General features: G+C 62.8%; 18 protein-coding genes. 16 read left to right on the forward strand and 2 right to left on the reverse strand.

The window, feature by feature from the left end; genetic code table 11:
- Positions 1-47: 47 nt before the first annotated feature.
- The 6 genes from G5S35_RS23045 (at position 48) to G5S35_RS23070 (ending at position 7,720) form a co-directional block, all read left to right on the forward strand.
- Positions 48-2,333 carry an NADP-dependent malic enzyme gene (locus G5S35_RS23045; RefSeq protein WP_065065455.1) on the forward strand — a complete coding sequence of 762 codons (2,286 nt, stop codon included), beginning with the start codon at positions 48-50 and terminating at the stop codon, positions 2,331-2,333.
- A 255-nt stretch (positions 2,334-2,588) separates the two neighbouring features.
- Positions 2,589-3,461, forward strand: coding sequence for a fumarylacetoacetate hydrolase family protein (locus G5S35_RS23050; RefSeq protein WP_183039096.1), 873 nt, complete (start codon positions 2,589-2,591; stop codon positions 3,459-3,461).
- Between the two features lie 12 nt (positions 3,462-3,473).
- Complete coding sequence (locus G5S35_RS23055) at positions 3,474-4,226, forward strand: SDR family NAD(P)-dependent oxidoreductase (RefSeq protein ID WP_065065453.1); 753 nt, start codon at positions 3,474-3,476, stop codon at positions 4,224-4,226.
- 73 nt (positions 4,227-4,299) lie between these two features.
- The gene (locus G5S35_RS23060; RefSeq protein WP_065065485.1) at positions 4,300-5,655 is read left to right on the forward strand and encodes an MFS transporter; all 1,356 of its coding nucleotides are present in this window, start codon (positions 4,300-4,302) and stop codon (positions 5,653-5,655) included.
- Positions 5,656-5,689: 34 nt separating this feature from the next.
- Positions 5,690-6,868, forward strand: coding sequence for an L-rhamnonate dehydratase (rhmD, locus tag G5S35_RS23065; protein ID WP_110326769.1), 1,179 nt, complete (start codon positions 5,690-5,692; stop codon positions 6,866-6,868).
- 69 nt (positions 6,869-6,937) lie between these two features.
- Complete coding sequence (locus G5S35_RS23070; RefSeq protein WP_065065451.1) at positions 6,938-7,720, forward strand: L-rhamnose 1-dehydrogenase Lra1; 783 nt, start codon at positions 6,938-6,940, stop codon at positions 7,718-7,720.
- Between the two features lie 10 nt (positions 7,721-7,730).
- Here G5S35_RS23070 and G5S35_RS23075 read toward each other — a convergent pair whose 3' ends face one another.
- Complete coding sequence (locus G5S35_RS23075) at positions 7,731-8,750, reverse strand: LysR family transcriptional regulator (protein ID WP_124260484.1); 1,020 nt, start codon at positions 8,748-8,750, stop codon at positions 7,731-7,733.
- 188 nt (positions 8,751-8,938) lie between these two features.
- Between G5S35_RS23075 and rhaM the strand changes: the two genes are divergently transcribed.
- The 7 genes from rhaM to G5S35_RS23110 all read left to right on the forward strand — a co-directional run bounded on the left by rhaM (position 8,939) and on the right by G5S35_RS23110 (position 16,876).
- Positions 8,939-9,253 (forward strand): L-rhamnose mutarotase, encoded by a 315-nt coding sequence (gene rhaM, locus G5S35_RS23080; RefSeq protein WP_065065449.1) that lies wholly within the window; start codon positions 8,939-8,941, stop codon positions 9,251-9,253.
- Positions 9,254-9,343: 90 nt separating this feature from the next.
- Entirely contained in the window at positions 9,344-10,243 is a 900-nt protein-coding gene (locus tag G5S35_RS23085) for an amidohydrolase family protein (RefSeq protein WP_074982491.1), read from the forward strand.
- Positions 10,244-10,312: 69 nt separating this feature from the next.
- Complete coding sequence (locus G5S35_RS23090) at positions 10,313-11,842, forward strand: sugar ABC transporter ATP-binding protein (protein WP_183039478.1); 1,530 nt, start codon at positions 10,313-10,315, stop codon at positions 11,840-11,842.
- The gene (locus G5S35_RS23095; protein ID WP_074982489.1) at positions 11,839-12,894 is read left to right on the forward strand and encodes an ABC transporter permease; all 1,056 of its coding nucleotides are present in this window, start codon (positions 11,839-11,841) and stop codon (positions 12,892-12,894) included. Before G5S35_RS23090 ends, G5S35_RS23095 begins: the two co-directional genes overlap by 4 nt.
- Positions 12,887-13,909, forward strand: coding sequence for an ABC transporter permease (locus G5S35_RS23100; RefSeq protein ID WP_065065445.1), 1,023 nt, complete (start codon positions 12,887-12,889; stop codon positions 13,907-13,909). Before G5S35_RS23095 ends, G5S35_RS23100 begins: the two co-directional genes overlap by 8 nt.
- Positions 13,910-14,042: 133 nt before the next feature.
- Positions 14,043-15,050: a rhamnose ABC transporter substrate-binding protein gene (rhaS, locus tag G5S35_RS23105; RefSeq protein ID WP_065065444.1), complete on the forward strand. Its 1,008-nt coding sequence runs from the start codon at positions 14,043-14,045 to the stop codon at positions 15,048-15,050.
- Positions 15,051-15,349: 299 nt separating this feature from the next.
- On the forward strand, positions 15,350-16,876 hold the full coding sequence (locus tag G5S35_RS23110) for a methyl-accepting chemotaxis protein (RefSeq protein WP_183039097.1): 1,527 nt from the start codon (positions 15,350-15,352) through the stop codon (positions 16,874-16,876).
- A 169-nt stretch (positions 16,877-17,045) separates the two neighbouring features.
- Here G5S35_RS23110 and G5S35_RS23115 read toward each other — a convergent pair whose 3' ends face one another.
- Positions 17,046-17,486, reverse strand: a complete 441-nt coding sequence (locus G5S35_RS23115) for a hypothetical protein (RefSeq protein ID WP_110326782.1) — start codon at positions 17,484-17,486, stop codon at positions 17,046-17,048.
- Positions 17,487-17,767: 281 nt separating this feature from the next.
- Between G5S35_RS23115 and G5S35_RS23120 the strand changes: the two genes are divergently transcribed.
- The 3 genes from G5S35_RS23120 to G5S35_RS23130 all read left to right on the forward strand — a co-directional run bounded on the left by G5S35_RS23120 (position 17,768) and on the right by G5S35_RS23130 (position 20,435).
- The gene (locus G5S35_RS23120) at positions 17,768-18,979 is read left to right on the forward strand and encodes a sugar transporter (protein WP_110326783.1); all 1,212 of its coding nucleotides are present in this window, start codon (positions 17,768-17,770) and stop codon (positions 18,977-18,979) included.
- 123 nt (positions 18,980-19,102) lie between these two features.
- Complete coding sequence (locus tag G5S35_RS23125; protein ID WP_065065440.1) at positions 19,103-19,429, forward strand: hypothetical protein; 327 nt, start codon at positions 19,103-19,105, stop codon at positions 19,427-19,429.
- A 136-nt stretch (positions 19,430-19,565) separates the two neighbouring features.
- The gene (locus G5S35_RS23130; RefSeq protein WP_065065439.1) at positions 19,566-20,435 is read left to right on the forward strand and encodes an alpha/beta hydrolase; all 870 of its coding nucleotides are present in this window, start codon (positions 19,566-19,568) and stop codon (positions 20,433-20,435) included.
- The last annotated feature ends 170 nt before the right edge of the window (positions 20,436-20,605 follow it).

Raw genomic sequence — 20,605 nt, forward strand, 5'->3', positions numbered from 1 at the left:
GACCGCCGCGCCGCCCGCGCGCCCGGCACACTATCAGAGTGAGGAACATGAACAAGACCGATCGTCAGGCCGCCCTCGAATATCACGAATTCCCGACGCCGGGCAAGATTTCCGTGACGGCCAGCAAGCCGCTCGTCACGCAGCGCGACCTCGCACTGGCCTATACGCCGGGCGTCGCCGTGGCCTGCGAAGAGATTGTCACCGATCCGCAGAACTCGTTCCGCTACACCGCGCGCGGCAACCTCGTTGGCGTGATCACGAACGGCACGGCCGTGCTCGGTCTGGGCAATATCGGCGCGCTGGCCTCGAAGCCGGTCATGGAAGGCAAGGCGGTGCTGTTCAAGAAGTTCGCCGGCATCGACGTGTTCGACATCGAAGTCACGGAAAGCGACCCGGACAAGCTCGTCGACATTATCGCGAGCCTCGAAGCCACCTTCGGCGGCATCAATCTGGAAGACATCAAGGCGCCGGACTGCTTCACGGTCGAGCGCAAGCTGCGCGAGCGCATGAAGATTCCGGTCTTCCACGATGATCAGCACGGCACGGCCATTACCGTTTCGGCGGCGTTCCTCAACGGTCTGAAGGTGGTCGGCAAGGATATTTCGACGGTCAAGGTCGTGACCTCGGGCGCGGGCGCGGCGGCGCTGGCCTGTCTGGACCTGATGGTCGATCTGGGCCTGCCGCTCAAGAACATCTGGGTGACGGACATCGACGGCGTGGTCTATCAAGGCCGCACGACGCTGATGGACCCGGACAAGGAGCGCTTCGCGCAGGACACCTCCGCGCGTTCGCTGAGCGAAGTGATCGACGGCGCGGACGTGTTCCTCGGCCTCTCGGCGGGCGGCGTGCTCAAGGCCGAAATGGTCAAGAAGATGGCCGACAAGCCGCTGATTCTCGCGCTGGCCAACCCCACGCCGGAAATCTTCCCCGAGATCGCGCTCGAAGCGCGTCCGGACGCGGTGCTGGCCACGGGCCGTTCGGACTTCCCGAATCAGGTCAACAACGTACTGTGCTTCCCGTACATCTTCCGCGGCGCGCTCGACGTGGGCGCGACCACCATCACGCGCAAGATGGAAATCGCGGCGGTGCACGCGATCGCCCAGCTCGCCGAAGAAGAACTGAACGACTCGGTCGCGGCCGCCTACGGCGCGTATGACCTGCGCTTCGGTCCGAAGTACCTGATTCCGAAGCCGTTCGATTCGCGCCTGATCGTGCGTATCGCGCCGGCCGTGGCGAAGGCCGCGATGGAAGACGGCGTGGCCACGCGTCCGATCGACGACTTCGCCGCCTATACGAACGAGCTGCAACAGTTCGTGTACCACTCGGGCGCCTTCATGAAGCCGATCTTCGCGGCGGCCAAGCAGTTCGTCCGTGACGGCGCGAAGTCGCGCATCGTGTTCGCGGAAGGCGAGGAAGAGCGCGTGCTGCGCGCGGTGCAGGTGATCGTCGACGAGAAACTCGCGCGTCCGATCCTGATCGGCCGCCCCGAAGTGCTGCTGGCGCGCATCGAGAAGTTCGGCCTGCGCCTGAAGCTCGGCGAAGACGTCGAAGTCACGAATCCGGAATACGACGAGCGCTTCCATCAATACTGGACCACGTATTGGGAACTGCGTTGCCGCGACGGCATTTCGAAGGAAATGGCGCGCGTGGAAATGCGCCGCCGTCTCACGCTGATCGGCGCGATGATGGTGCGCCTCGGCGACGCCGACGGCATGGTGTGCGGCACGGTGGGCGCGTATCACGACCACCTGCGTTTCGTCGACGAAGCGATCGGCATGCATCGCAACGCGAAGACGTATGCGGCGATGAATATCCTGCTGCTCGACAAGCGCACGGTCGCGATCGTCGATACGCACATCAACGACAACCCGAACGCGGAACAGATCGCCGAATTCACGCTGGCCGCCGCGCGCCAGATGGAATGGCTCAATCTGCAACCGAAGGTCGCGCTGCTGTCGCGCTCGAATTTCGGCTCGGGCAGCTCGGCGTCGGGCACGAAGATGCGCGAAGTGCTCAAGCTCGTCACGGCGCAGAATCCGGATCTGGAAATCGACGGCGAAATGCACGGCGATTGCGCACTGGACGAAGCGCTGCGCGAGCGTATCCTGCCGCATTCGAAGCTCAAGGGCGCGGCCAATCTGCTGGTGTGCCCGAACGTGGATTCGGGGAATATTGCCTATAACCTGCTGAAAACGGGTGCGGGCAGCAACGTGGCCGTGGGTCCGTTCCTGCTCGGCGTGAATGCGCCGGTGAATATTCTCACGTCCAGCTCGACGGTGCGACGCATCATCAACATGACGGCGTTGACGGTGCTGCAAGCGAATCGCGACTGATCTTTTAGATTGGCGGTTTCTAAAGACGGCGTGCCTGGTGAATAACCGGGCGCGCCGTTTTTTATTGGACTTCGTTCGCCTTTTTTTGCGGCGATGCAGCAACGCGCAGTATCCGGTCAATTCGTGCTGATTATTCAACTCGCATCGGCGCGATACGCTTTTGTTATTGCCCCATGCTTCATCCGGATTGTTCCGCTATCGCGGACTGCCTATATTGCTTGAGCAATGCTCAAATCCAATATCAGGAGACACCGCATGAAGCTGGTCCGCTGGGGCAGTAAGGGCAGTGAAAAGCCGGGCGCGCTCGATCGCGATGGGCGTGTGCGCGATCTCTCCAGCGTGCTGCCCGATCTCGCGGGCGCCGCGCTCTCGTCCGCTTCCCTCGCCGGACTCGGTTCACTCGATCTGCACAGCCTGCCGCTCGCGCCCGCCGATGCGCGCCTCGGTCCCTGCGTGGGCCAAGTCGGCAAGATTATTTGCGTCGGCCTCAATTATTCCGATCACGCCGCCGAATCCAATATGCCGGTGCCGAGCGAGCCCGTGCTGTTCTTCAAGGCGACGAGTTCGATTGTCGGCCCGAACGACGACGTCGTGATTCCGCCCGGCGCGCAAAAAGTCGATTGGGAAGTCGAGCTTGGCGTGGTGATCGGCGAAGAAGCGCGCTACGTCTCGCGCGAGCGGGCGCTCGATCATGTGGCCGGTTATTGCGTGGTAAACGACGTCTCGGAGCGCGCGTGGCAGATCGAACGCGGCGGTCAATGGGACAAGGGCAAAAGCGCGGATACCTTCGCGCCACTCGGCCCGTGGCTCGTGACGCGCGATGACATTCCCGATCCGCAGGCGCTCGACATGTGGCTCGACGTCGACGGCAAGCGTTATCAGCAAGGCAATACGCGCACGATGATTTTCGACGTGGCCACCGTCGTGTCCTATATCAGCCACTTCATGAGCCTGCAGCCCGGCGATGTGATTTCCACCGGTACGCCGCCCGGCGTCGGCATGGGCCAGAAACCCGCGCCGGTTTATCTGCGCGCGGGCCAGGTTATGCGCCTCGGCGTGGCGGGACTCGGCGAGCAGCAGCAGCGCACCGTGGCAAGCACGGCGCAGGCATCGGCATTCACACGATAAAGGGCGGGCGTCATGAATCAACTCGATCTGAAGAACCGCGTCATGGTGATCACCGGCGGCGCGCGCGGCATCGGTTATGCGGTGGCGCAGCGCGCCTTGCGCTCGGGCGCGGCCGTCGCGCTCTGGGATATCGATGCCGAACGGCTCGAACGTTCGCGCAAGGAATTGTCGGAATTGGGCAGCGTCTCCGCGGTGAAAGTCGAACTCACGGACGAGCATTCCGTGGAAGCCGCCGCGCAGCAAACCGTGAAAGATCACGGCGGGATTCACGCGCTCGTGAATAGCGCGGGCATTACGGGCGGCAATGGCCTGATGTGGGAATTGCCGGTCGAGGTCTGGCGGCGCGTGATCGACGTGAATCTGATCGGCAGCTATCTGACCTGCCGCGCCGTGGTGCCGCGCATGCTCGAACAGGGTTATGGGCGCATCGTCAATATTGCTTCGGTGGCGGGCAAGGAAGGCAATCCGAATGCCTCGCACTACAGCGCATCGAAAGCGGGCTTGATCGGTTTGACGAAATCGCTCGGCAAGGAACTCGCCACGAAGAATATTCTCGTGAATGCGGTTACGCCCGCGGCGGCGAAAACCGAAATCTTCGATTCGATGAAACAGGAGCATATCGACTATATGCTCGCGAAAATTCCAATGAACCGTTTCCTGATGCCCGATGAAGCCGCCGCGATGATCGTCTGGCTGTGCTCCGAAGATTGCGCGTTCAGCACCGGGTCGGTATTCGATTTGTCGGGCGGCCGCGCGACGTATTGAAGCGCTGAGCTCGCCAGCCGATGCGCCCAGTTTTTTCGGGCGCATCACCCCACCGCCGGATCAGGAGAGTTCGATGTCGAGCGAAGCATCGCAGGCGTCATTGCACGCGCAGTCCGCGATCGGCAAGGCCATGCGCAGGCTGTTGCCGTTCCTGCTCTTGATGTATGTGCTCGCCTTTCTCGATCGCGCGAACATCGGTTTCGCGCAGAAGGCGTTGCAGCACGACACCGGTTTGTCGGATGCGGCATTCGCATTCGGCGCAGGCGTGTTTTTCGCGGGCTATGCGCTGTTCGAGGTGCCGAGCAATCTGCTGTTGCATCGCATGGGCGCGCGCATCTGGATGTGCCGCATCATGGTCACGTGGGGCCTGGTTTCGGCCGCGATGGCATGGGTGCAATCGCCTGCGTCGTTCTACGCGTTGCGCTTTTTGCTGGGCGTCGCCGAAGCGGGCTTCTTTCCCGGCATCATTTATTACCTCACGCAGTGGTTTCCGCAGTCGTCGCGCGCGCGTGCAATCGGCCTGTTTTATTTCGGCGCACCGCTGGCGTTTATCTTCGGCGGACCTTTGTCGGGATTCCTGATTGATCTGCATGGCGTCGGCGGGCTGGCGGGCTGGAAGTGGCTGTTTCTCGTCGAAGGCGCGCTGGCTTCGGTCGTTGGCGTGTGGGCGTTCTGGTATCTGACCGATCGTCCCGACGACGCGCACTGGCTCGACATCGACGAACGGCGCGCGCTGGTGGCGGCGTTGCGCGTCGATGCGGGCGAGGCGATGGCGCACGGTCCGCGCGATGCGCTCGCGGCACTCGTCGACAGGCGCGTGCTCGCTTATGCCGCGATTTACGCGCTGATCCAGATGAGCGTCTACGGCGTGGTGTTTTTCCTGCCGCAGCAAGTGGCTTCGCTGGCGGGCGCGAAGGTCGGCCTGAAAGTCGGGCTGCTCGCGGCGGTGCCCTGGCTGTGCGCCGTGGCGCTCACGTGGATCGTGCCGCGCCGCGCCGATCGTTTCGGCAGCCATCGTGCGTGGACTGTGCGTCTGCTCGTACTGTCCGGGCTCGGCATTGCCGTGTCGGGCGCGGCGGGCGGCGTGGGGTCTACGGCCGGCGCCGTCGTGGCGATGGCGGCGCTCTGTTGCGCGGCAAGCGGCTTTATCGCCGCGCAGCCGCTGTTCTGGACGTTTCCCGCACGCGAACTCGCGGGCACGGCGTCGGCGAGCGGCATCGCGCTCATCAACTCGCTGGGCGGCCTGGGCGGCTTCATCGCGCCGCTGATGCGCGCCGCCGCGGACAAGCATTTCAGCTCGCACGCGGCGGGCCTCGTATTGCTGGGATTCGCGAGCCTCGCCGCGGCGGTGCTCGTACTTATCGTCGTACCTCGCGCGGGCGCACGCACCGCGGCTGCCTTCGAGCGGGCCGCCGGGCGCGCGCGCTGAACGCACGGACATCCACTTTCAGGAGCAACGTCACATGGCCATGCCAACCATCAAGCAGGTGCGCGCGTTCACCGTCCGCGGCGGCGGCGCCGATTATCACGATCAAGCCGACGGTCACTGGATCGACGATCACATTTCCACGCCGATGGCGCGTTATCCCGAGTATCGGCAGAGCCGCCGCTCGTTCGGCATCGACGTGCTCGGCACGCTCGTGGTCGAAGTGGAAGCGAGCGACGGCACCGTGGGTTTCGCGGTGACGACGGGCGGCGAGATTGGCGCGTTCATCGTCGAGAAACATCTCGCGCGCTTTCTCGAGGGCCAGCGCGTGACCGACATCGAAAAGATGTGGGATCAGATGTATTACGCGACGCTTTATTACGGCCGCAAGGGCGTCGTGCTCAATACGATTTCGGGCGTCGATCTCGCGCTGTGGGACTTGCTCGGCAAATTGCGTCAGGAACCGGTTTATCAATTGCTTGGCGGCCCGGTGCGTGACGAACTCGTGTTCTATGCGACCGGCGCGCGCCCCGATCTCGCGAAGGAAATGGGTTTTATCGGCGGCAAACTGCCTTTGCAACACGGACCGGCGGAAGGTGAGGAAGGCCTCAGAAAGAATATCGAAACGCTTGCGACGATGCGCGAGCGCGTCGGCGACGATTTTTGGCTCATGTACGATTGCTGGATGAGTCTCGACGTGCGTTACGCCACGCGTCTTGCGCAGGCCGCGCAGGAATACAAACTCAAGTGGCTCGAAGAATGCCTGCCGCCCGACGATTACTGGGGCTACGCCGAACTGCGCAAGAACGTGCCGCGCGGCATGCTGGTGACGACGGGTGAGCACGAAGCCACGCGCTGGGGCTTCCGCATGCTGCTCGAAATGGGCTGTTGCGACATCATTCAACCGGACGTGAACTGGTGCGGCGGCATGACGGAACTCATCAAGATCTCCGCGCTCGCGGACGCGCATAACGTGATGGTCGTGCCGCACGGTTCTTCGGTGTACAGCTATCACTTCGTGGTGACGCGCCACAACTCGCCCTTCGCCGAATTCCTGATGATGGCGCCGAAGGCCGACGAAGTGGTGCCGATGTTCACGCCGCTATTGCTCGACGAACCGGTGCCCGAACGCGGCCGCCTGAAAGTGCCGGACACGCCGGGCTTCGGCGTGCGTTTGAATCCCGATTGCAAGCTGACGCGCCCTTACTCGCACTGAACGCATTCAGGCGTCATTCAGGCGTCGTTCAAGCGCGCCTCGCTCCACATAACGAAAGGAGAATGCATCGTGCTGCTCAAGGACAAGGTGGTGATCGTCACCGGCGGTTCGCGCGGCATCGGGCGGGCCATTGCGCTCGCCAGCGCGCGCGAGGGTGCCGACGTCGCGATCAATTACTGGGGCGACAACGACGCCACATATGGCCGGCGTTCGGCGATTTCGGAAGTGCTGGACGAGATCGAGCGCCTGGGACGCCGCGCGATTGCGGTGGAAGGCAACGTGGCCGCGCCGCAAACGGGCGTCGATCTCGTGCGGCAGACGGTCGAGCAATTCGGCAAGGTCGACGTGCTCGCGAGCAATGCGGGCGTGTGCCCGTTCCATTCGTTTCTCGACTTGCCGCCCGCGGTGCTCGAACGCACCATCGGCGTGAATCTGAACGGCGCGTTCTACGTCACGCAGGCCGTGGCGCGCCAAATGAAGGAGCAGGGCACGGGCGGCGCGATTGTCGCGACAAGTTCGATCAGCGCGCTCGTGGGCGGCGGCATGCAGACGCATTACACGCCCACGAAAGCGGGCGTGCATTCGTTGATGCAATCGTGCGCGATCGCGCTCGGGCCGTATGGCATCCGCTGCAATTCGGTCATGCCCGGCACGATCGCCACCGACCTCAACGCGGAAGATCTCGCCGACGAATCGAAGCGCGCGTACTTTGAAAAACGTATTCCGCTCGGCCGTCTCGGCGCGCCCGACGACGTGGCCGAATGCGTGGTGTTTCTGGCTTCGGATCGCGCGCGCTATGTCACGGGCGCGTCGCTATTGGTGGACGGCGGGCTGTTCGTCAATCTTCAGTAATCCGGATGAATCACGAATTGCCCGCGACGGTTGCAGGTTTCGTTGATTTCGCCGATTTTGCGGCCGGCGTATCGTGAACGGGATCATCGACCTTGAACGGCTGCGAGAAACGGCGCAGCAGCCCGACGAAATGCTCGGCCGGTTCCGCGAGCGCTTCGTTCTTGCGCGTGAGCACGCCGAAACCGGGCAGGCTCTTGCCGATTTCGAGCGGCAGCACCACGAGCAGTTTGCCCCGCACGTGATCGCGCACGACGGACTCGGGCAGCATGGCCACGGCGTCGAAACTTTCGAGCAATTGCAGCGTGGCGAAGATCGAGGCCGATTCGGTGAGATTCATCGGCGTGGCGAGACCGGCGCGCGCGAGTTCGCCTTCGAACAATTCGCGCGCGGGACTCGTGATGGGTTGGGCGACCCACGGCCAGTCCATCAGTTCGGCAAGCGTGATGTGCTCGTGGCGCGCGAGCGGATGGCGCGCGCGCACGACCAGCACGAGCGTTTCGCGCGCCAGCGGCTCGAAGCTGAAATCGTTGTGCTGCAACGGCGTGGTGAGGCGGCCGAGCGCGAGATCGACGTCGCGCCGATGCAGCAGTTGTACGACCTGGTCGCTCGTTTCGCCGAGGATGCGCACGTGCAGCAGCGGGCGCTCGGTCTTGAGCATGGCAACGGCATGCGCGAGCAGATCGGGCGCAGCGCCCATGATGGCGCCCACGGTCAGCTGGCCGTGACCGCCGCGCCGCTTGACGTCGAGATCTTCGGCGAAACGCGTGAGGTCGGAGAGCGCGCGGCGCGCGTAGGCGAGCGTGACGACACCGAGCGCCGTGGGCTGCATGCCGCGTGCATTGCGTTCGAAAAGGCGAAAGCCAAAGGCTTCTTCGATGTCGCTGAGCATGCGGCTCGCGCTGGGCTGCGCCACGTTGATGACGTCGGCGGCCTGATGCACGTTGCGTGCGTCGTCGAGCGCGACGAGCAAGGCCAGATGTTTGAACTTGAGTCGGTTGACGAGCGAGACGACGGCAGTGTGATGGTTCATGGGTCCTGCGATCCGGTTTAAGTATCGCCCGATCCCAACATCGGATTGGTTGGCTATCGATGGGCGAATTATAGTCGTTCGAATCGCTGCGAAACATGGAATAAAGACGGGCCAGGGCAAACGCCAGGGCGCGCGCATAAACAGCGGAACAGCGGATCGGCGCAAGCACGCTGGACGGAGACACGATCATGGAAACAATGGCGTTTCGCATGCAGCTCAATCCCGGCAAACGGGACGAATACGAGCGGCGTCACCGCGAAATCTGGCCGGAACTCGCACAGGCGTTGCGCGACGCGGGCGTGAGCGATTACTGGATCTTTCTCGACGAAAACACGCATGCACTGTTTGCCGTGCTCAAGCGGCCCGCGGATCACGGCATGGACCGTTTGCCCGAAACGGCCATCATGCGCAAATGGTGGGATTACATGGCCGACATCATGCAGACGGGCGAGGGCAACGTGCCCGTGGCGCATCCGCTCGTGCCGGTGTTTCATCTGCCTTGAAACGGCGCGTAGCGGCTTCGCGCCTTAGCGCCGCTTACCCGTCGTGCCCATTTTCACGCTGCCGTCATGATTCGCCTTGAGGAGCATGCCATGCAGGTCGTCGATCCGCACGTCCACTTCTGGGACCTCGACACGCATCACTATCCGTGGCTCGCGAAGCCGGCCACGTCGTTCGTGTGCGATGCGCGCGAACTCAAGCATAACTATCTGCCCGCCGATCTCGTGCGCGAGGCCGGCGATATCGACGTGCTCAAAGTGGTCCACGTCGAGGCGAATCACGACCCCGCCGATCCGGTTGAGGAAACGCGCTGGCTCGAATCGCTCGCGGATGCCGACGGCAATCCCGCACGCGGTTTGCCCAACGCCATCGTGGCCGCCTGCGATCTGAGCGCCGCCAATGCGGCGGCGATTCTCGCGCAGCATGCGGTATTCAAACGCGTGCGCGGCATTCGCCAGATTCTCAACGTGCACGCGAATCCGCTTTATGACTACGTGGGTCGCCACTATATGCGCGAGGCCGCGTGGCGTGAGCATTTCGCGTTACTGGAGCAGCACGGCTTCTCGTTCGATCTGCAACTGTATCCGGCGCAGATGGAGGAAGCCGCCGCGCTCGCACGCGCGTATCCGGGCATCGCGCTCATCGTCAATCATGGCGGCATGTTCGTCGATCGCAGCAGCGTAGCGGGCTGGCGCGCGTGGCGCGACGGATTGCGCCTGCTCGCGGCGTGCCCGAACGTATCGGTGAAGATCAGCGGGCTCGCGATGTTCGATCACACGTGGAGCGTGGAAAGCCTGCGCCCTTACGTGCTCGAAGCCATCGACGCGTTCGGCGCGCAGCGCGCAATGTTCGCGTCGAATTTCCCGGTCGATCGTCTGTTCGGCAGTTACGCCGATTTGTGGCACGCCTACGCCGCGATCGTGAACGACGCCAGCGAAAGCGAAAAAGCCGCGCTGTTTCGCGGCAACGCCGAACGCATTTATCGCATCTAGCGACGCCGCGCTCGCGCACGCAAACCGGCGCGAGCGGCGAATCAGGAGACATGCGTGGAATCGAAAACCATGGCCGCCATGGCCGCAGACGTACCACGTCTCGAACTGCGCCGCGCGAGCAAATCCTTCGGGCGCGTGCGCGCGCTCGTCGACGGCTCGCTCGTGCTCAAGGCGGGCGAAGTGCATGCGCTGCTCGGCGAAAACGGCGCCGGAAAGTCGACGCTGGTGAAAATACTCGCGGGCGTGCATCGTCCCGATGGTGGCGAGTTATACGTCGACGGCGAAGTGCGCGAATTCACCTCGCCCGCGCAGGCGCGCGATGCGGGTATCGCGGTGATTTATCAGGAACCCACCTTGTTTTTCGATCTGTCGATCGCGGAAAACATTTACATGAGCCGTCAGCCCGTCGACAAGGTGGGGCGCATCGATTACGACACCATGCATCGCGAGGTCGCGGCGCTGCTCGCATCGCTCGGCGTGGATCTCAAGGCCGAACGCCTCGTGCGCGGTCTGTCGATCGCCGATCAACAGGTGATCGAAATTGCGAAGGCGCTGTCGCTCAACGCGAACGTGCTGATCATGGACGAACCCACGGCGGCGCTTTCGCTGCCCGAAGTCGAGCGGCTCTTCACGATCGCGCGCAAGCTGCGCGAGCGCGGCGTGGCGATTCTGTTCATTACGCACCGGCTCGAAGAAGTGTTCGTGCTCACGCAGCACGTGACCATCATGCGTGACGGCGCGAAAGTGTTCGACGCGCCCACGTCCACGCTGAATACGCAGGACATCGTCGCGAAGATGGTGGGCCGCGATCTCGCGACCTTCTATCCGAAAGCCGAGGTGAAGCCCGGCGACGTGATGCTGCGCGTGCGCGGCCTCACGCGGCGCGGCGTTTTCAAGGACATCGCCTTCGATGTGCGTGCGGGCGAGATCGTCGCGCTCGCGGGACTCGTGGGCGCGGGCCGCAGCGAAGTGGCGCGCGCGATCTTCGGCATCGATCCGAGCGATGCGGGACAGGTGCAGATCGCAGGCAAGCCGCTGAAAATGGGCATGCCGGCGGCAGCGGTGAAGGCGGGCCTCGCGCTCGTGCCCGAGGACCGGCGCCAGCAGGGGCTCGCGCTCGAACTCAGCATCGCGCGCAATGCGTCGCTCACGGTGCTCGGTCGTCTGGTGCGATTCGGCCTGATTTCAGCGGGCCGCGAAGTGCAGCTCGCGGGACAGTGGGGCACGCGGCTGCGCCTCAAGGCCAGCGATCTGAATGCGCCGGTGGGCACCTTGTCGGGCGGCAACCAGCAAAAAGTGGTGCTCGGCAAATGGCTCGCGACAGGGCCGAAAGTATTGATCATCGACGAACCTACGCGCGGTATCGACGTGGGCGCGAAAGCCGAAGTCTATGGCGCGCTCGCCGAACTCGTGCGCGAAGGAATGGCAGTGCTGATGATTTCGAGCGAGTTGCCGGAAGTGCTCGGCATGGCCGATCGCGTGCTGGTGATGCACGAAGGCCGCATCACGGCCGATATCGCGCGCGCCGACGCCAACGAGGAGCGCATCATGAGCGCGGCGCTTGGCCAGACCAACATTCATCTGGGGCATGCAGCATGATGGGTCATTCCACTTCTCCCCATCCCTTGCACGGCGGCGAGCCGCGCGCGCGGCGCAATAGTGCGTCGGCGCTGGTGCAAGCGCTCGCGAAAAGCCGCGAGACCACGCTGTTCGTGGTGCTGCTGCTGATTATCGGCGGCACCTCGCTCGCGAAACCGCAATTCCTCAATTTGCAGAATCTGCGCGACGTATTGCTCAACGTCTCCATCGTGAGCTTGCTCACGGCGGGCATGACCATCGTGATCCTGATGCGCCACATCGATCTTTCGGTGGGCTCGACGGTGGGTGTGAGCGCGTATGCGGTCGGCAGTCTGTACGTGGCGTTTCCGCATATGCCCGTAATCGTCGCGCTGCTCGCGGGGCTGGCGATCGGCGTGGTGGCGGGTTCGATCAACGCGCTGCTCGTGGCGGTGGGACGCGTGCCGTCGCTGGTCGCCACGCTCTCGACGCTGTACATCTTTCGCGGTGCGGATTATGCGTGGGTGCATGGCGGACAGATCAACGCGACGAGTCTGCCCGATGCGTTCTCGCGTCTCGCGACGGGCTCGCTGCTCGGCGTGCCGGTGCTCGCGCTGATTGCCGTCGTGCTGCTGATTGCGCTTTCGGTGTATCTCAAGCAATTCCGTCCCGGCCGCGAATACTATGCGATCGGCTCGAATCCGGAAGCCGCGCGACTCGCAGGTATCAACGTCGAACGCCGCGTGGCGATGGGCTTCATGATCAGCGGCGCGATTGCGGGACTCGCGGGCGCGCTGTGGCTCGCGCGATTCGGCACCGTGGATGCGAGCACGGCGAAGGGCATCGAATTGCAGGTCGTGGCCGCCGCCGTGGTGGGCAGCGTGGCGATCACGGGCGGCGTGGGCACGATACTGGGCGCGACGCTCGGCGCGCTGGTGCTCGGCGTCATCAGCATCGCGCTCGTCGTGCTGCACGTCTCGCCGTTCTGGGAGCAGGCCATTCAGGGCGCGCTGATCGTTGCGGCGATTACCACCGACACGCTGCTTGCCCGCTCCGTCGCCAAACGCATGATGAGGAAACGCGATCATGGCTAAACCTGCTTCCAAACCCGATTCGGCCTTGCTCACGCGTCGCGCGGGTCTGCCGCTCAGTTGGGAAACGCTGCTCGTGGCGATACTCGCGATCTCGCTGATCGCGGGGCGCGTGCTCTCGAATGTGTTTCTCACGGGCGCGAATCTGAGCAACGTGCTTGCCGATCTCACCGAAGTCGCGCTGATGGCCTTGCCGATGACGCTCATTATCGTGGCGGCCGAAATCGATCTTTCGGTGGCGTCGGTGCTCGGCGCGTCGAGTGCGTTGCTTGGTGTGCTCTGGCACATGGGCGTGCCGATGCCGCTCGCGATGGTGCTCGTGATCGTGGCGGGCGGTCTCGCGGGCCTCTTCAACGGGCTCGTAATCGTGAAGCTGAATCTGCCTTCGCTGGCCGTGACGATCGGCACGCTCGCGCTGTTTCGCGGCCTGGCGTATGTGCTGCTCGGCGACCAGGCAATTGCCGATTTTCCGCCGGCCTATACGTTGTTCGGCATGAGCAATCTGGGCAGCACGTTTATTCCGCTGCCGTTTTTGATCGTTGCAGTCTGCGCGGTGATTTTCACCTTGCTGCTGCAAGCCACTGCGTTCGGACGCAGCCTCTACGCGATCGGTGCGAACAGCACGGCCGCCTCGTTTTCGGGCATCGACGTGGCGAAAGTGAAGATTCGCCTTTTCGTGCTGTCCGGTGTGATGAGCGCGCTCGCGGGCATTGTCTATACGCTGCGTTTTACGAGTGCGCGCGGCGACAACGGTGAAGGCTTCGAGTTGTCGGTCATCGCGGCGGTGCTGTTTGGCGGCGTGAGTATTTTCGGCGGACGCGGCTCGATGTACGGCGTGCTGCTTTCGCTGCTGATTGTTGGCGTGCTGAAGAATGCGCTGACGCTCGCCGATGTGTCCAGCGAAACGCTCACTATTGTGACGGGCGCGTTGCTGCTCGCCTCGGTGCTGATTCCGAATCTGGCGGCGCGCTGGCGCACGCTGCGAGACCGTCGCGCGCTCGCGCGTCAGACTGCCTGAAACGTGAATTACAAGCACGCATGCGTAGTTTAAGAGGTTGTTGATTCAAGCAAAACCCGCTGGGAAAACACGAAGCAAAAGCGAAGCAACAAGCGCCCGAATCGCTTCGGGCATCCATCGAGGAGACACGTTCATGATGAAGCCAGTACGTCACATGTGCACGGCCCTGCTGTGCGCGACGCTGTTGGGCGCGGGATTGACCGCGCACGCCGCCGGCATCAAGGAAGGCTTGAAGATCGCCTTCGTGCCGAAGCAGATCAACAATCCGTATGAAGTGATCGCCGATAACGGCGGCATGGATGCCATCAAGGAGTTCAAGGGCGACGGCAAGGTTGTCGGCCCGTCCGATGCGGGCGCATCGTCGCAGGTCTCGTACATCAATACGCTGACCACGCAGCGTCAGGACGCCATCGTCATTGCCGCCAACGACGCCAACGCGCTCGTGCCGTATCTGAAGCGCGCGATGGCGCAAGGCATCAAGGTCGTGACCTTCGACTCCGACACGGCGCCCGAAGGCCGGCAGATCTTCGTGAATCAGGCTAACGCGGAAAGCATTGGACGCGGCCAGATTCAACTCGTCGCGAAGTTGATGAACAACGAAGGCGAATTCGCCATTCTTTCGGCCACGCCGAATGCCACGAATCAGAATACGTGGATCAAGTGGATGCAGGAAGAATTGAAGAAGCCCGAATACGCGAAGATGAAACTCGTGAAAATTGCTTACGGCAACGACGACGACCAGAAGTCCTTCGTCGAAACGCAAGGTCTGCTGCAGGCGTATCCGAATCTGAAGGCGATTGTCGCGCCGACTTCGGTGGGCATCGCGGCGGCGGCGCGTTATATCTCGTCGTCGTCGAGCAAGGGCAAGGTGGCAGTCACGGGTCTCGGCACGCCTAACCAGATGCGCGCGTTCGTGAAGAACGGCACCGTGAAGGCGTTCCAGCTCTGGGACCCGGGCGCACTCGGTTATCTCGCGGCTTATGCGGCGGCGAATCTCGCCTCGGGCACGATCACCGGCAAGGAAGGCGATACGTTCGAGGCGGGCAAACTCGGCAAGCGCACGGTCGGCAAGAGCGGCGAAGTGATTCTCGGACCGCCCACCACGTTCGACGCATCGAACATCGACAATTTCAATTTCTGAAAGAGCGATTAGAGGAACACGTCGCGCGATTCAGTGCGATACAAACCGACCCGGCGATGCCGGGTCTTTTTTTCACGCCTTTTCCCCTGATTTCATGCTGCAATCGCGGCCCTTTTTATGATTGTTATCGACTGAGGAAAAGTGTTTTGTCTGACTAAAGAGAATGGCGCAAATAGTCGTCTTTTGCGCGGGCGGGTCCCTTCAGTTTTGCAAACGCCATGCCGATAGCATGGCGTGGCGTTGGCTGTCTGGCGATTCACGTCCGGCGCGCCGCACAAGGCAACTGCAAGGAATAGACGATGAAGCTCACCCTGAAGATTCCGCTCGCGTTTGCAGCGGCGCTGCTCTTGATGTTCGCGGGCGCGTTCTATGGAATCTACTCGCTGAATCAGTCGCTGACCGTTTACGGCACGACGGTGCAAAACAGCGTGGCGAACGAGCGCGCCGTGACGAACACGCTGCTCGCGTTCAAGGTGCAGGTTCAGGAATGGAAGGACACGCTGCTGCGCGGTAAGGACCCGGCGATGCTCGACAGGCATTGGTCTGCGTTTCAAACGCGCGAGCACGAAGTGGATACGCTCGCCGCACAACTCAAGGCGAGTCTGCCCGCCGGCGAAAGCCGCGATCTGATCGATCAATTCGCCAGCGCGCACGCAACGATGGGCGAGGGCTATCGCAACGGTTTCGCGGCATTCAAGGCGGCGGGTTTCGATCCCGCGGCCGGCGATCATGCCGTGGCCGGCGTGGACCGCGCGCCCGCTGCGCTGCTCGATCAGGCCGCCCGCAAGATCGCCGCGGACAGCGCGCAGATTTCCGCCGATGCCGAGCAGCAGGCGCACCGCGCGACGGCGATCAGCGCGGTGCTGATGGTAGCCGCGCTGATCGTGTCGATGACGGGTAGCTGGTTATTCAGCCGCACCGTAACGAAGCCGCTCGCACGCGCGCTCGATTGTGCGAGCGCGGTCGCCGACGGCAATCTCGCGTTCGAGGTGCGGGCAAGCGGACACGATGAAACGGCGCTGCTGCTGGGCGCGCTCAAGGGTATGCAGCGCAGCCTCGTGAACGTGGTGAGCCAGGTGCGTGGACACGCGGAAGGCGTGGCGTCGGCGAGCGGGCAGATTGCGGCGGGCAATCAGGGTTTGTCGTCGCGCACGGAAGAACAGGCGGCCTCGCTCGAGGAAACGGCCGCGAGCATGGAGCAGATCACGGCCACGGTGCGCCAGAACGCGGCGAATGCGAAACAGGCGGCGCTGCTGGCCAGCGACGCGGCGGGCACGGCAGTGCGCGGCAAGGATCTGATGGCCGAAGTGGTCGAGACCATGCGCGGTATTTCGACGAGTTCGGGCGAGATCGTCGATATCATCGCGGTTATCGACGGGATCGCTTTTCAGACCAATATTCTCGCGTTGAATGCCGCGGTCGAAGCCGCGCGTGCGGGCGAGGAAGGGCGCGGATTCGCCGTGGTCGCCTCGGAAGTGCGCACGCTCGCGCAGCGCAGCGGCGCGGCGGCGAAGGAGATCAAGAAGTTGATCGAAGCGTCGGCGCAGCGCATCGAAGCCGGATCGTCACTCGTGAACGACGCGGGCAGCGTGATCGAGGACATGGTGGGCGCCGTGCAACGCGTGACGACGATCATCGACGAAATCGCGACGGCTTCGCAGGAGCAAAGCACCGGCATCGAGCAGGTGAATGTGGCGGTCACGCAGATGGACGAAGTCACGCAACAGAATGCGGCGCTCGTGGAAGAGGCGTCGGCGGCCGCGCATGCACTGGCCGAGCAGGCGGTGGAATTGCGCGAGGCGGTGGGCGTGTTCAGACTCGCCTGATACCGCACACGTTCGGTTCGAATAAAAAACGGCACGGCGATTCGATTCGCCGTGCCGTTTTGTATGTGTGGCGAGTGTTCCGCGCATTCACGCTATTACGCAATAAGCGAATGCGATAGCGGCGGACTCACTGCATGCTTACCGCGCGCTCAATGCGGAGCGCGCGGCATCAGTCCCAATGACGATGCTTGTTGCCGTGGTGACGCTTGCCGTGATAGCCGCGCGAGTAATCGTCTGCGTACGAATTCGAGCGCGAGATATTGCCGCCGAGCGCCGAACCTGCGCCGCCGCCGAGCGCCGCGCCAACGAGGCCGCCGGTGCGGCCGCCCATGGCGTTGCCCGCCGCCGTGCCCGCGCCGCCGCCGAGTGCGCCGCCAATGATGGCGCCGGTGCGTTCGCGACGGTTCGACGTCACTGCGCCGCCCGCGCCGCCGCCCACTGCGCCGCCGATCACGGCGCCCGTGCTGCCGCCCACCGCGCCGCCCAGCGCTGCGCCGGCCACGCCGCCGAGCGCGCCGCCCAGCGCATTGTTCATGTCGCCGGCCATTGCCGGAATCGAAGCCGTGGCAGCCAGCGCTGCAATCGCCATCATCGGGAAGAATTTCTTCATGAGTGAGCTCATTGGTTTTAATACGGCGCTGAGTATAACTTCCAACCTGAAAGGCCTCTGTAACGCATGCAAGGTTCGGGGGTAAGAGGTGTAACAAAATGATCGCAAACCCCCGTGCTTTCGCGATTGCGTCTTACGCAAACTGAAATAAATGAAGGCTGTTTATTGGGGCGCTATAGACCGGTAAATTTGTCCGTTTGATGGATTTTTGCGCGCTGCAACAGGTTTGCACGCGCTTTACGTGATAATTGCCGCTGTTTGCTTCTCGCCCCAGATTGATTATGTCGACGCCTGAACGGAGCGCATCCGGTTACGCCTGGTGGGGCGTGCTGGTTCTGGCGCTATCCGCGTTTATTTTCAACACGACTGAATTCGTCCCGGTGGCGCTGCTCAGCGCGATCGGCGACAGCCTTCAAATGAAGGCGACCGACGTTGGCCTCATGCTGACGATTTATGCGTGGACCGTGGCCGTGGCTTCGCTGCCGTTGATGTTGCTGACGCGCCATATCGAACGCCGCAAGTTGCTGACCGGAGTATTCGGTTTATTTATTGCCAGTCACATCCTGACCGGCGTTGCATGGAATTTTCCCGTGCTGGTCGCCGGGAGAATCGGCATTGCGTGCGCGCATGCGATTTTCTGGTCGATTTCGGTTTCGCTGGTCGTTCGGCTCGCGCCGCCCGGTCAGAAAAGTCGCGCGCTCGGCATGCTCGGCATGGGCACATCGATCGCCATGGTGGCGGGCATTCCGCTTGGCCGCGTGATTGGCGAAACGCTCGGCTGGCGCGAGACGTTTCTGGCGATTGCGGCCGCCGCCGCCGCGACGCTGCTCATGCTGCGGTTCGCGTTGCCAAAACTCGAAAGCCAGCAGGCCGGTTCGTTTAAAAGCCTGCCGGTGCTGTTCAAAAAACCGATGCTGGTATCGCTCTATCTGATCACGGTGCTCGTGGTGTGCGCGCACTTTACGTCGTACACGTATATCGAGCCGTTCATTCATCATGTGGGGCGCGAGAGCAACGACCGTATTACCTATTTGCTGATTCTGTTTGGCGCTGCCGGCATTCCGGCCGCGATCGGTTTCAATCGCGTGTTTCCGCAGCGTCCCGAACAATTCCTGCGAGCGTCTGTATTCGCAATTTGCGTCTGTCTGCTCGTGCTGTTTCCGTGCGCGCTCAATATCGTGACGCTGTCCGTGCATACGGCCGTGTGGGGTGGCGCCGTCGTGTGTTTCGGGCTGGCCATGCAGGCGTGGGTGCTGCGCCTCGCGCCCGATGCCGCCGATCTCGCGGTGTCGATCTACTCCGGCCTCTATAACGTGGGCATCGGCGCGGGTGCGCTGCTGGGCAACCATATTGCCAACGACTTCGGTATTGCGTGGCTCGGCACTTTTGGCGGCGTGGCGGGCGGCCTGGGTGCGGTGGTGTGTGCGTTGGCGTTGCGCCTGTATGGAAGTCATCATCCGCCGATCGATAAGGACGCGCACGCGATGCATTAAAAGGGCGTAATGCACCCATTTCTGCGGCGGTGAATAACGACTCGACGACGCTCCCAGGACGCCCCAAGCGTGTGCTAACCTGTATATATATACAGTATCTGGCGCAGGATTCCACACGCAATCATGGGACGAAATCATCGTCATTTCCCTCCGCTCACGGCAGCCGAGCTGGCCGATATTTACGACCGGCATCCGCTGCCCGTGGTGCTGCGGCTGCTCTGGGAGATTCATCGATTGCGCTCGACCGTCAGCCGCGCGAATCAGGTCCGCATGATGATCGGCACGCGCGTGGGCACGGCCAATACGCCCGCGGGTATCTGGGAGCGCTTCGAGCAGGAACTCGACGCCGAGCCCTGTTTGAACGACCCGCTCACGCCGCGTCAGAAGGGGCTGCTGCACGAAGGCGAATCACAAGGGCGCTTACGGCGTCGGCGGCGCAACGGCGATTGAGCGGGCGTGCAGGGCGCCGTGAAAAGTGCTGCGAATGTTGCCGTAGGGTTCGCCGAAATTTGGTTGTAAGTGCCGGTTGCTAGAGTCGTCGCTGAAGTCGTGCCCTTCGTGGCTATCTGAACAAGAGCGACCCCTCATGAATAAAGCCCGCGCGTTCCGGCCCCTGCGTGTGTTCTGGCTGTTTCTTGTCGTGTTCTTCAGTGCGCCTGCCTGGGCGTTCCAGACGAAAATCGTCTCGATCCCAAGCGCCGCCATGCATCGGGCGTTCGACGCCACGGTGGTCCTCCCCGCCGATTACGGTCGCGGCAACGGCACCACGCGTTATCCGGTCGTTTATGTGCTGCACGGTTCCGGCGGCAATTACGCGGACTGGACCTCGAATACACAGATCGGCAAACTCGCGGACCGCTATCACGTCATTCTCGTGATGCCCGACGGCGGTCACGAAAGCTGGTATATCGACAGTCCCTTCGATCAGGCCAGCCGCTACGAAACCTATATCGGCACCGAAGTCGTGTCGTGGATCGACACGCATTTCCGCACGATCGCCACGCGTCAAACGCGCGCGATCACGGGCCTGAGCATGGGCGGCTTTGGTGCGCTGCGTATCGCGCTCGACCGGCAGGACACCTTCGGCGCGGCGGGCAGCATTAGCGGCGCGGTCGATCCGCGTAATAGCGAAGATGAACCCGGCATCGACCGCGTGTTCGGCAACCCCGCGCACCATGCGGACTTCTGGACTCGCAATGCCATCGTCGAAGACGCAAGCAATTTCGAACACGCGCACATCGCGCTCACGATCGATTGCGGTGTCAGCGACTTCTTCGTGCAATCGAATCGCACGCTGCACGAAAAACTCATTGCGTTGGGCGTGCCACACGATTACGCGGAGCGGCCCGGGGGCCACACCTGGACCTACTGGTCGAATTCGATTCGTTATCAGGTGTTGTTCTTCGCCACCGCGTTTCATCAGAACGGCTGGCATGGGCCCGCGCATCTGGCGTGAATCGCTGAATCTGATTCGTTCGCACACTCATCCTTCCTGCTGTTAATGTGTCCTCGAACGGGCCCCGTCATGCGGGCCCGTTTTTATTTCCGCATTCAACATTCATTTTCTCCGCGAGCTTCCGGGTTGATTCGCGCGGCACATCGTTTGCGCTAGCAAAGGTGTCCGCG

It is taken from the genome of Paraburkholderia tropica, from assembly GCF_014171495.1.
GTDB lineage: Bacteria > Pseudomonadota > Gammaproteobacteria > Burkholderiales > Burkholderiaceae > Paraburkholderia > Paraburkholderia tropica.